Source organism: Actinoplanes palleronii (assembly GCF_016862315.1).
Classification (GTDB): Bacteria; Actinomycetota; Actinomycetes; order Mycobacteriales; family Micromonosporaceae; genus Actinoplanes; species Actinoplanes palleronii.
Genome location: NZ_BOMS01000011.1, coordinates 15,301 through 26,929, shown reverse-complemented (window position 1 = coordinate 26,929; position 11,629 = coordinate 15,301). Strand labels below are relative to the sequence as shown.

7 protein-coding genes are annotated in these 11,629 nt (G+C 67.5%); 1 reads left to right on the top strand and 6 read right to left on the bottom strand.

Annotation, left to right across the window (positions count from 1 at the left end; genetic code table 11):
* Positions 1 to 154: 154 nt before the first annotated feature.
* The 3 genes from Apa02nite_RS03260 to Apa02nite_RS03250 all read right to left on the bottom strand — a co-directional run bounded on the left by Apa02nite_RS03260 (position 155) and on the right by Apa02nite_RS03250 (position 4,318).
* Positions 155 to 1,246, bottom strand: coding sequence for an IS630 family transposase (locus Apa02nite_RS03260; protein ID WP_203823773.1), 1,092 nt, complete (start codon positions 1,244 to 1,246; stop codon positions 155 to 157).
* 110 nt (positions 1,247 to 1,356) lie between these two features.
* The gene (locus tag Apa02nite_RS03255) at positions 1,357 to 2,415 is read right to left on the bottom strand and encodes a ComEC/Rec2 family competence protein (RefSeq protein ID WP_203823772.1); all 1,059 of its coding nucleotides are present in this window, start codon (positions 2,413 to 2,415) and stop codon (positions 1,357 to 1,359) included.
* A 4-nt stretch (positions 2,416 to 2,419) separates the two neighbouring features.
* Positions 2,420 to 4,318, bottom strand: coding sequence for a S8 family serine peptidase (locus Apa02nite_RS03250; protein WP_203823771.1), 1,899 nt, complete (start codon positions 4,316 to 4,318; stop codon positions 2,420 to 2,422).
* 1,508 nt (positions 4,319 to 5,826) lie between these two features.
* Here Apa02nite_RS03250 and Apa02nite_RS03245 point away from each other — a divergent pair.
* Positions 5,827 to 6,681 (top strand): phosphotransferase, encoded by an 855-nt coding sequence (locus Apa02nite_RS03245; protein ID WP_203823770.1) that lies wholly within the window; start codon positions 5,827 to 5,829, stop codon positions 6,679 to 6,681.
* Between the two features lie 99 nt (positions 6,682 to 6,780).
* Here the strand turns inward: Apa02nite_RS03245 and Apa02nite_RS03240 are convergent, their stop codons facing one another.
* From Apa02nite_RS03240 to Apa02nite_RS03230, 3 genes are all read right to left on the bottom strand, one after another.
* The gene (locus Apa02nite_RS03240) at positions 6,781 to 8,493 is read right to left on the bottom strand and encodes an ABC transporter family substrate-binding protein (RefSeq protein WP_203823769.1); all 1,713 of its coding nucleotides are present in this window, start codon (positions 8,491 to 8,493) and stop codon (positions 6,781 to 6,783) included.
* 79 nt (positions 8,494 to 8,572) lie between these two features.
* Positions 8,573 to 10,720: an ABC transporter ATP-binding protein gene (locus Apa02nite_RS03235; protein ID WP_203823768.1), complete on the bottom strand. Its 2,148-nt coding sequence runs from the start codon at positions 10,718 to 10,720 to the stop codon at positions 8,573 to 8,575.
* Positions 10,717 to 11,622, bottom strand: coding sequence for an ABC transporter permease (locus Apa02nite_RS03230; protein WP_067684969.1), 906 nt, complete (start codon positions 11,620 to 11,622; stop codon positions 10,717 to 10,719). The genes Apa02nite_RS03235 and Apa02nite_RS03230 overlap by 4 nt, the downstream gene beginning before the upstream one ends.
* Positions 11,623 to 11,629 lie beyond the last annotated feature (7 nt).

The following is an 11,629-nucleotide window of genomic DNA, read 5'->3' as shown; positions in this document are numbered from 1 at the left end:
TCGTCGATCGGCGAGCCCGTAGCAACGCACTCATCTCAGCTATGTGAGTATGTGTCGCCGCAAGGGAGACTGTGGCGAGCCCAGTCGTCTTCGACGTACGGGAGATCCTGAGTTCCGCGCTGGAGCCCGTGTCCACGAGCGTGGCGGCGGCAGCCTAGTGACGTGAGTCGTTAATGCGGGTGCAGTAGCGGGCGATGGATTCGAGGATCTGGTCGGCGGTCTTGGTCCAGACGTAGGGCTTGGGGTTGTCGTTCCAGGTCTCGATCCAGGCTCGGATGTCGGTGTTGAGCTCGCGGACGCTGCGGTGGGTGCCGCGTTGCAGTTTCTTGGTGGTCAGTTCGGCGAACCAGCGTTCGACCAGGTTGAGCCAGGAACTGCTGGTCGGGGTGAAATGCAGGACGAACCTCGGATGCGCGGCCAGCCAGCGTTTGATCGCCGGGGTCTTGTGGGTGGAGGCGTTGTCCAGCACGACGTGCACGTCCAAGGACGCTGGGATCTGCTGGTCGAGGGTGACCAGGAACTTCTTGAACTCGATCGCCCGGGTGCGGGCGTGTAGCGAGCCGATGACTTTGCCGGTGGCCAGGTTGAGGGCGGCGTAGAGGCTGGAGGTGCCGGCCCGGACGTAGTCATGGGTGGCCCGCTCGGGAGTGCCGGGCATCATCGGCAGGATCGGTGCGGTCCGGTCGAGGGCTTGGATCTGGGATTTCTCGTCCACGCAGAGCACGACGGCGCGTTCGGGCGGGTTCAGGTAGAGGCCGACGACGTCGCGGACCTTGTCGATGAACTGCGGGTCCTTCGACAGTTTCCAGGTGTCCTGGCGGTGTGGTTGTAGGCCGAACGCCCGCCAGATCCGCGAGACCGTGGTCTGGGAGAGGCCGACGTGAGCGGCCATGGACCGGGTGGACCAGTGGGTGGCGTCCTTCGGGGTGGTCTCCAAGGTCGTGGTGATCACCCGTTCCACGTCGGTGTCCGCGATGGTGCGGGGCCGGCCCGGGCGTGGTTCGTCGACGAGTCCGCCCAGGCGGTGCGCGGCGAATCGGTTACGCCATTTGTGGATCATGTTCCGGGAGACCCCGAGCTGGTCGGCGACCTGCGCGTTCGTGTCGTCCGGAGAGTCGGCGCAGGCCAGCACGATCCGGGATCTCGCGGCAAGGGCCTGGGCTGAGGACGGCCGACGTGACCAGGCGACCAACTGGTCACGCTCGTCGTCGGTGAGCACGATGGGAACTGCTACCGGAGCAGGCATCCGTCACACGTACCCACCGACATCGATTTAAAGACTCAGGACACTAGCGCCGGAGCGAGCCGAGAACGGCCCCGCAGGAGACCGCGCGGGCCCGTTTCCAGCATGCCTCGTCACTCGGCGGGCGCGCCCAGCTTGATCACCACCGTCCGGCCTTGCAGCAGGTTGGTCTCGAACGACCTGCCTTTCCGTAACTCCTCCAGGTGTCCGGTGACGGCGGCGACGGGGTTGGTGAAATGGATCGTGTAGTAGTCGGTGGGTGATCGTGATTCGACGAGCCAGGTCAATGTCCGGGGGTCGGGATGCGGATGCTTGCGCCCGTCGGTTGAGATGACGTAATGCGAAGCGTGGATCCTCCTGAAGAACTCCGGGGAGACGTTCTTGGCGCTGCCGTGATGTGGCAGCTTCAGGACGTCTGCCAGCAGCGGGCCGTCACCCAGGAAGCCTCCGGACGCCAGGCCGCTCAGCACGTGATCACCGCGGGCGTCACCGGTGAGTAGGACGGTTCGTTCGCCGTAGGTGACGAGTAGGCAGATGCTGGACAGATTCGGGGCGCTGCGGTCCTCGATCGCCGCGGCGATTACCGCCGGATTCTTCGCCTGTTCCGCGGCTCGCCACTTCTTGGCGAGCGCGGTTAGCGCCGGCTGATCCGGGGCGATGACGTCGACGTGGACGTCTCCCGGGAGTTGCACGCTGTCGCCTTGCCGGACCACTCGGTCGAAGGGGGCGTTGCCCGTCAGTTGGAGCGCGGACCGCAGGCGATGTACTTCGCGACCTTGCCGATAGCTGGCTCCCACGGTGCCGGACGGTTGCCCCCTCTCCGTCGCCAGCCAGGGCGCTGAGCTGACACCGGGGGCGACGGCCTCCGCGACGTCGTCGACCGAGTTGAACCAGAGCCGCTCGATGCGGACCAGGGGTGCCTCCCCGTCGCGTCGGGACCGGTTCAGCTCGTTCAACAGGCGGATCACCCCGGCGACGTGGTCGTCGTCGACGTGGGTGACACAGACGATCTCCACCGAGGCGGACCGGGGCAGCGCCGCCAGTCGTGGCCGTAAAGCCTGGTCATAGACTTTTGAGGGGCCGCCGTCGACGAGTATCGCGTGCCGGTCGCCGGCCCAGGTGAGGACCACGCAGTCGCCGTGATGGGCGTTGAGGAACTCGACCGCGAGCACGGCGTCAGATCGACTGGAGCGCGCGGAGGACGTCGACCAGACCGTGGCCTTGGAACGCGCGTTCCCGCGCCAGATCGGTCGCGGTCGCACAGAGGATTTGTTTGACCCGCTCCGGGCGGCCGACGAGCTCCCGGTGGCGCGCCATCAGCATCGCCGCGGCACCGCTGACGTGCGCGGCTGCCTGGCTGGTGCCGTGCATGGCGATCAGACCCTCGTCGGGGATGGGCCCGTCGATGTCCTCCCCTGGCGCGAGCAGGTCCGGCTTGGGACGGCCGTCCGCCGTGGGACCCCGGCCGGAGAAGTAGCTGACCCCGTGGCGGTGCGGATCGCTGCGGTGGGTCGACCCGACGGTGATGACGGCATCAGCGTTGCCGGGGTCGGAGATGCTGGTCGAGCGGTAGCCGGTGCCGGTCGTACGATCGTGTCCGGCGTAACCGGCGTTGCCTGCCGAGGCGACCACCACGACGCCGGAACGGACTAGACGTTCGGCCTCCTGGCACACCGGGGTCCAGCCGCACGAGTGCGTCGCCACGTCGTGCGGTACCGACAGGCTCAGATTCACCCCGGCGATCACGAGCCGGCCAGCCTGATCGTTCAGGTATCTGATCGCCTGCAGAGCCGCGACGATCGAGAATTCGGCGCCGATGCCGTCGTCGTTCAGTACGCGGAAGTCGTAAAGCTTGATCGTGGGACACAGTCCCCGGAAGTTCCGTTCGGACCACGAGCCACCCAGGATGCCGGCCACATGGGTGCCGTGAGGATTGCCCGGCACTCGGAAGGGCACCTGCGGTGACATCGACGAGGTCGTTCTGCGGTCGGCGTCGTTACGCATATTGATCTCCACGAAGGGCAGTGCCGTTCGCCAGTCGATCAGGCCCCACCGCATGGCCCTGTCGGCGAGCACTCGGCGCGCGTCGACAAAGTCGAAGGCCCGCAAAACTCGGTGTGCCAGCGAGAATGGCTCGTCCTGAGGGCCGGCGAAGGCGGGATGGGTAGCGTCGATACCACTGTCGACGACCGCCCAGCCGATCGCCGTGGTGTCCACGGAGAAGAGCTGTTCCGCCGCGTCGGCTTTGACCGTGGCCCGTGACCGGGTGGCCTCGCCGAAGGCGGGACGATTCGTCGTTACGGCCGCGACCGGATAACGCCGGCGCCGGTCGACCACGGCGTCTGCCCGGCTGGCCGCGTCCCGCCGTGGTCTCTGCCGGTCGACGATGGCCGTCTCCACCATCTCGGCCACCGACGCCGCCACCCACGCCTCGCGTGCGGGCCCCTCGAAGACCTCGTCCGGGCTGGCGCCGACCGGTTCGGATGCGGACCGCACCACCCCGGACAGCAGGTTCAGGAACCATCCGAGGCGCGCATTGTGCTCCCGGCGACGCTCCGGTTCGTCGGGTTCCCAGGCGAAATCGGACGGGTGCCATCCGTTCAACACAGCCAGCATGATGGGTTCCATCCCATAGTCCTGTGCCAGCCGGAGCAGGTCTGCGAGGTTCGTCACCGGCAGGATGCGACGCACCAGATCGGGCAGGCTGAGAGACGCGACGACGAAGCCGCCGGTGGCGATCGGCCGGGCCCTGTCGAGGTTCTGCAGCCGCTCGACGACGTCCCCGGTGCCGTGGTCCTCGTGGATGCTGAGGATGAGGTCGATGCGTCGGTTGAGTCCCCATTCCGACGGTTTCGAGAATTCCAGCCACACGTCGAACTTGACGGCGCAGTCGGTGGCCCAGGGCGGGGGGACACTCTCGTCGCCGTTGAACAAGGCGGTCAGTTCTTCTCTGGTCAAGCGGGACTCCAGCGCGGGAGGGACGGTCGCTCCTACATCCTGCCCTGTCGTGGGTACCTGCTCACGTTTCGGTGTGATCGAGTTGTCCGCTTCGATGGCCTCGGAGTCCTGGCTCATGGGGAGCGTGTTGGGAGCACGACGCTGACCAGACCACGTCGCTGAACTCGGCTGAGGTACCAGCGGTGGGAGAGCAACTGCTCCTCGCCGGTCATGATGCTTGCCCTGTTCAAGGCTGTCCTCAGTGATGGTGGGGAGCACCACCACGATGAAATCGGGCTGTTCGGGATGTGCGGTACAGCGCTGCTCCCAAAACCGGTGATCGGGCGGGGAGCAAACGGAGTTGAAATCAGCAGCGTCGAACAGCGCCGCATGGCGTTCAGCAGCGTCGGGCGACGGCAGCTGAGCAGGCCAGATCCGTATTGTCGCTGTTCAGTGGCTTGATCGGGCTACGTTCACACAGGAGTGTTCCTGGGCGAGCATTCGGCAGGGCGGACTGTTGCAGGGTGGTACGCCGACCTGGGCGGCGCGAGGCCAGCGCAGTAGGCAGGCGACGCAAGCCGCGTTATCCGGACCGGTCGTGTGATGCCTGATCGATAGCGATGCGGGGCGCCTGGGGTGGCGGCGGCCCCCCATTTACCCCCCGAAAAACCCGGCTTGTGGTTCACAATCAGTGACAAGCGATGATCACCGCTGTGCGTCGTATGTGCAGCTCATTGCCAGTGCGCGACAACCGATGACAACCTCGGTATGGTTGCGGTTGGTAACAAGGGGTCGCAGGTTCAAATCCTGTCAGCCCGACAGAGTAAATTTGCAGGTCAGAGAGCTGGTCCGTTTCATCGGACCGGCTCTCTGTGCATTCTGGGGACCACGGCGGTCAAGTGCGCTGGCCGTGGTGCGCCTTGACGCGAGCCAGCGCGACATGGCGGGTGTCGTAGCCTCGCGGGATGATCGACAAGACGGCGCCTGCGGAGGGTTCCTGGGTAATTGATGCCGTGCCCTGCGCGCAGCGAGACGATGGGGTTTTGTTGGCGCGCTCATGCCGTCTTCTCCGTTGAAACCGGCGGGGTCGTTCTTGGTCAGCGTCGAGGGTGAGATCCTGATGATCCCTTACCCATCTACGGTCCCGAGCTTGGCGCCGGTGACCTGGCAGTGCTGTCGGAGAACCAGCGGACCCTCATGCACTGCCTCTACACGCGTCACCATGACGGTCGGGTCCGCCAGCGCCACGTGAGATCAATAGTCGGCGAAGTCAGTCCGTGGGTGGCGCCGTTCGTCGTTCAGCTGGTCGGCGAGTACGTCTTGAACATCTTGATGGACATCCGAAGTGGTCTTGTAGAGGTCGACACTCCTGGAACGCAGATGCACGCCGCGTATGGGCGATTCGGCGCCGCCAATCCAGAGTTTATTGCACGTACCCGTCAGCGAGTCGCGAGCTACTGGCACTGCTATTACCGCAATGTCTGGACTGATAGGAAGTTCTATCCGGGTACGACCGTCATCGACTCTGTGAGGGCGGCGGTCCGTCACTTCCAGCCCGTAGGGCGTGTCGCCGGCCCGACGAGAGCTGCTGGCGGGCATCCGGCCGACGGGGGAGTCGCCCACTTACCCATGGAAGCATCCGGGACATGACCCGCGACATACCCGCCGACCTGTTGGAGATCGTTGAGGCGGTCCTGCCCGGCACCCCGCTCCGCTCGGCGCGCCTCGCCGCCCATGGCAACATCCATGACGTCGTCCTGCTCCCCGGAACCGCCGCGGTCCGGATCAGCCGCCGGCAATCAGCCGTCGAGGCCATGCCGCGCCGGATGCGGCTGCTCCAAGCGGTCGCCGGCGCCGGGCTGCCGTTCGCCGTCCCTGAGCCCCTGACCCCGGTGATGACGTTCGGCGAGCGGGCCGCCGTCGCGGTCTCCTGGGTCGGCGGGGCCGGGCTGCCCGAGGGGAAGGGGAATCCGGAGCGGATCGGCGAGCTGCTGCGTGCGCTGCGGGAGGTGCCTGTCACCCCGGAGCTGAGGACCGAGCTGGACGGGAGTGAGGGAACGGCCGGCTGGGCGGATCTGCTGGAACGCGACGTCCTCCCTCGCCTGCCCGGGAAGTGGCGTACCGAAGGCCGCGACCGCCTCGATCGGGCCCGGGCGCTCGAACCGGTCGCCGGGGCGCTCGTGCACGCCGACTTGGGCGCCGAGAACGTGCACTGGGATGAGGCCGGCCGGCTGGTCGGGGTCCTGGACTGGGATCTCGCCCTGGTGTTCGACCCGGCGATCGACGCGGCCTGCATGGCCTGGCACGGCTGGGAGAACGTCCGCGGAGCGGTCGACGACGCCACCTACCGGCGGGCCCGGGTCTGGGACGCGCTGTTCGGCGTGGAGCACCTCGTGGCGGCGCTCAGCGGCCGGCCGCTGGCGAACGTCGACAGCTACGTGACCCACGTGGTGGCGTGGCTGGAGCGCAACGGCGTGGCCGGCCCGAAAGAAAGCAGCTGAAGCGCAACAGTGTGGCTGGCCCGGAAGAAAGCATCTGAAGCGCAACGACGCACGACCCGCGCCGCGCGGAGAAAGAACTCCGCGCGGCGCGGGTCAGGACTACTTGAGGAAACCGATGTTCTCGTAGGCGACGCTGGCGAAGCCCTTGGCGCCGAAGTTGGCCAGGTCCTTTTTCGTCGCGATCAGCTCCGGGCGCTGGTAGAGGGCCAGCGAGTGGACCTCCTGCCAGATCTGGGCGTCGGCCTGGTTGGCCAGCGTGGCCGCCTTGGCCGGGTCCAGCTCGGCGGTCGCGTCGTCGAACGACTTGTCCAGCTCGGCCGAGCCGACCCGGGCGTAGTTCTGCTGGATGTCCAGCTCACCCTTGGCGTTCTTGACCGGGTTGGCGTAGATCGACTTGGAGGAGCTGACCGGGAACTGGGTCCCGATCCAGGCGAAGACCGTCATGTCGAAGTTGCCGGGGGTGACGTACTTGTCGAAGAAGTCGTCGATCGGCACCGAGTTGATTTTCACCTTGACGCCGGCCAGGGCCAGCATGTTCTGGACGAGCTGGGACTCCTGCTGAGAGGCCTTGGCACCGGTCGGGATGACAAAGTTGATCTCGAGGTTCTTGCCGTCCTTCTGCCGGACGTCGCCGTTGAGCTTCCAGCCCGCGGCGTCGAGACCCGCCTTCGCCTTCTCCAGGTCGTACTTGCCGACGTCGCCGGTGTTGTCCTGGTAGCCCGCCTGGTTGGACATGAAGATGTGGTTGTTCAGCGCGGTCGGCGTGATGCCGAGCGGGCCGAGCAGCGCCTTGGCGATGGCGGTGCGGTCGATGGCCTCGGCGATCGCCTGGCGCACCTTGACGTCCGAGAGGGTGGCGCTGGTGCCGTTGATGGTCAGGTGCCGGAAGTTCGGGCCGGCGGCCTGGCGGATCTCGGCGGTGGAGATCTTCAGCGCCCGCTGGTAGGAGTCCACGTTCGAGCCGATGTCGACGAAGTCGATCTCGCCGTTGGCCAGCGCGTCGACCTGCGCGTCGGGTTCGATCGCCCGGTAGACGATCTTGTCGAGCTTGGCCGGGTCGCCCCACCACTTGTCGTTACGGACGACCGTGATGGTCTTCGCCGTCGCGTCCACCGAGGCGAACTTGAACGGGCCGGCCGTCGTCGTGAGCGGCTGCTTCGCCCAGCCCTCGTTGAAGACCTTCGCGTCCTTGTTCGTCGACGCCGGGTAGAACGGGACGAACAGCGACTTCCAGTCGGCGAACTTCGTCTTGAAGGTGACGATCGCCTCGCGGTCGTCCTTGCCCTTCACGATGCTCTCGATGTTCTCGTAGCCGTTGGACGCCGAGATGTTGTAGGCCTTGTCCGTGCCGCTGGTCGACTTCCACTGCCAGTAGAGGTCCTCCCAGGTGATCGGAGTGCCGTCGTCCCAGGCCGCCTTCGGGTTGAGCTCGAACGTGACGACCTGCTTCGGGTCGGTCGTGAGCACCGGCTCGGAGGCGAGGTAGTTCTTGTTCCACACCGGGGAGGCGTCGGCCTCGTAGGTGTACAGCTGCGGCAGCATGCTCAGCATGACGTTGCTGGCGTCGACGTCGGTGCCGTCGAGCTCGTAGTAGTTGAAGTTCGCCGGGAAGCCACTCGTCGCCCAGGTGAACGTGCCGCCGTCCTTGAGCAGGTCGCGCGACTTCGGGTTGATCTGATTCTCGCTCGCCTTCGGCGGCGGCGCTCCCTGATCGGTGCTGGTGCTGCTCGCCCCACTGCAGGCGGCGGACCCGAGCAGGGTCGCGACGACGATCGGCGCAAGGAGTGCCTTAGCACTCCGGAGTGTCCTCACCAGTTCCTCCACACATTAGCGTCGGAAGTCGACGCGATAAATTCATTTCCATCGGTACGCACGGACAGCCGCGTGACCGTCAGATCACCGCGGCGGGTGCCGGGTAGTGACACGCCACCTCGTGGTCCTCGCCCGTGGTCTCCGCGCCGGTCAGCTCCGGGGACTCGTCGAGGCAGCGCCGTCGCCGGTCGTCGTCGAGCTGGTGGGCGAACGTGGAGCACCGGGTCCGGAACCGGCACCCGGAGGGCGGATTCGCCGCGCTCGGCAGGTCGCCGGTCAGCAGGATCCGCCGGCGGCTGCGCTCCTTGACCGGGTCCGGCAACGGGATCGCGGAGAGCAGCGCCTGGGTGTAGGGATGCGTCGGATTCTCGAAGACCTGGTCGGCCGTGCCGATCTCGACGATGCGCCCGAGGTACATCACCGCCACCCGGTCGGCGATGTGCCGGACCACGGACAGGTCGTGCGCCACGAACAGGTAGGAGAGCCCCAGCTCGGCCTTCAGCCGGTCGAGCAAGTTGATCACGCCGGCCTGGATCGAGACGTCCAGCGCCGAGACCGGCTCGTCGAGCACCAGCACCTTCGGTTCCAGGGCCAGCGCCCGGGCGATGCCGATCCGCTGCCGCTGCCCGCCGGAGAACTTGGCGGGGTACCGGTCGGCGTGCTCGGGACGCAGCCCCACCAGGCGCAGCAGGTCCCGGATCCGCCGGTCGCGCTCCGCGGCGGGCACGCCGTGGGTGATCATCGGCTCGGCGAGGATGTCACTGACCGGCAGCCGGGGGTCCAGCGAGGCCATCGGGTCCTGGAACACCACCTGCAGGTCGCGCCGGATCGCGAAGCGTTCCTTGCCACTCATCGCGGCGGTGTCCTTGCCGAGCACCGCGATGGTGCCCGACGTGGGCTTGGCCAGCTCGAGGATCTCCATGATGGTGGTGGTCTTGCCGCAGCCCGACTCGCCGACCAGGCCGAGCGTCTCGCCCTCGCGGATGTCGAAGCTGACCCCGGCGACGGCCTGCAGGCTGCCGGCCTTGCGCCGCAGCAGGCCGCCCGTGGTCAGCGGGTACTCCTTGACCAGGTCACGGACCTCGAGAACCACCGGACGCTGTTCCCGGGGCAGCCGCGCCGCCGGAGGCGCCTCCGGCACCGTGGTGGCGACGAAGACGTCGGTGTTGGTCAGTCCGTCCCGGGCGATCTCCTCGCTGCGGTGACAGGCGGCCAGGTGCCCGGCGTCGTCGGAGACCACACCGAGCAGCGCGGGCTCGGTCTGCTCGCAGCTGTCGATCCGCATCGGGCAGCGCGGCGCGAACGGGCAGCCGACCGGCAGGCTCACCATGGACGGCGGGACACCTTCGATCGGCGTCAGCGCCTGCCGCTCGCCCGCGTCGAGCCGCGGGATCGAGCCGAGCAGACCCATCGTGTACGGCATGCGGGGTTGCTGGTAGACGGTCTCGACCACGCCGGACTCGACCACCCGGCCCGCGTACATGACCATCATCCGGTCGGCGAACCCGGCGATCACCCCGAGGTCATGGGTGATCATGATGATGGCCGCGCCGGTCACCTCCCGGGCGGTCTGCAGCACCTCCAGGATCTGCGCTTGGATGGTGACGTCGAGCGCTGTGGTCGGCTCGTCCGCGATGATCAGCGCCGGGTCGTTCGCGATCGCCATCGCGATCATGACGCGCTGGCGCATGCCGCCGGAGAACTCGTGCGGGAAGCTCTTCGAGCGCTGCCGGGGGTTCGGGATGCCGACGAGGTCGAGCAGCTCGATCGCCCGTTCGCGGGCCGCGTCCCGGCGGAGCCCCTGGTGGACCCGGATCGTCTCGGCGATCTGGTCACCGACCGTGTAGACCGGGGTCAGCGCGGAGAGCGGGTCCTGGAACACCATGGCGAGCCGGCTGCCGCGGATCCGGGAGATCTGCTTGTCGCCGAGGCCGAGCAGCTGCCGGCCCTGGAACGTCGCGGAGCCGGTGATCGTGGCGGTGCCCGGCAGCAGGCCCATGACGGCCAGCGACGAGACCGACTTGCCCGATCCGGACTCGCCGACGATACCGAGCACCTCGCCGGGGCGTACGTCGTAGCTGATCCCGCGGACCGCGGTCACCGGGCCGGCGCCGCTGCGGAACGTCACCGACAGGTCCTCGACCCGCAGCAGCGGCTCGACGCCGTCGGACTCGCGGCTCCCGGCCGGGCCGGGCGCGGGCACCGGGGCCACCATCGCGTCGGTCACTTCGCACCTTCGATCTCGGAGTTCGGGTCCAGCGCGTCCCGCAGGCCGTCGCCGACCAGGTTCACGGCGAGGACGAGCAGTACGAGGACGCCCGCGACGAAGTCGAACTGCCACCAGTTGGTGAGCGCCGCGCCGGCACCGTCGGCGATCAGGGTGCCGAGCGAGACGTCCGGCGGCTGCACGCCGAAGCCGAAGAAGGAGAGCCCGACCTCGGCCAGGATGATGCTGCTGACGCCGACGGTCGCGTCGATGATCAGCAGTGATGCCATGTTCGGCAGGATGTGCCGGAGGATGATCTTCCAGCCGGGCACGCCCATGAACCGGGCCGCCTGGACGAACTCGCGCTCCCGCAGCGACTGCGTCAACCCGCGGACCACCCGGGCGGTGATCATCCACTGGAAGCCGGCCAGCAGCACGATGAACAGCAGCCAGCTGCCGTCCCGCAGCGCTGACGAGAAGATCGCGATGATCAGGAAGCCGGGCAGAACCAGCATCAGGTCGGTGACCACCCGGACCACCGTGTCGGTGGCGCCGCGGAAGTACCCGGCGAAGGCGCCGGCCGCGGCGGCCAGGGCGGTCGAGAACAGCGCCCCGAGCAGGCCGATGACCAGCGATTTCTGCAAACCCCGCAGCGTACGGGCGAAGACGTCCCCGCCGGTCTGGTACGTACCGAACCAGTGCGCGGGACTCGGCGGCGACTGGAACGCCTGGAAGTCCAGCTGGTCGTACTTCCACGGGTAGAAGATCGGTCCGAGGTACGCGAGGGCGATCAGCAGCAGGACCACCACGACGCCGGCCACGGCCAGCCGCTGGCTCAGGAAGCGCCGGAGGACCAGGCGGTTGCGCGAGACCGAACGGCTCACGACGTCGGTGTCGGTGACGGTATCGGTGACGACAGTCATCTCGGCC

Bases quoted from the DNA above. Each gene is read 5' to 3' on its own strand.
- Apa02nite_RS03260 (WP_203823773.1), bottom strand. From the start codon at position 1,246: ATGCCTGCTCCGGTAGCAGTTCCCATCGTGCTCACCGACGACGAGCGT.
- Apa02nite_RS03250 (WP_203823771.1), bottom strand. From the start codon at position 4,318: ATGAGCCAGGACTCCGAGGCCATCGAAGCGGACAACTCGATCACACCG.
- Apa02nite_RS03245 (WP_203823770.1), top strand. From the start codon at position 5,827: ATGACCCGCGACATACCCGCCGACCTGTTGGAGATCGTTGAGGCGGTC.
- Apa02nite_RS03230 (WP_067684969.1), bottom strand. From the start codon at position 11,622: ATGACTGTCGTCACCGATACCGTCACCGACACCGACGTCGTGAGCCGT.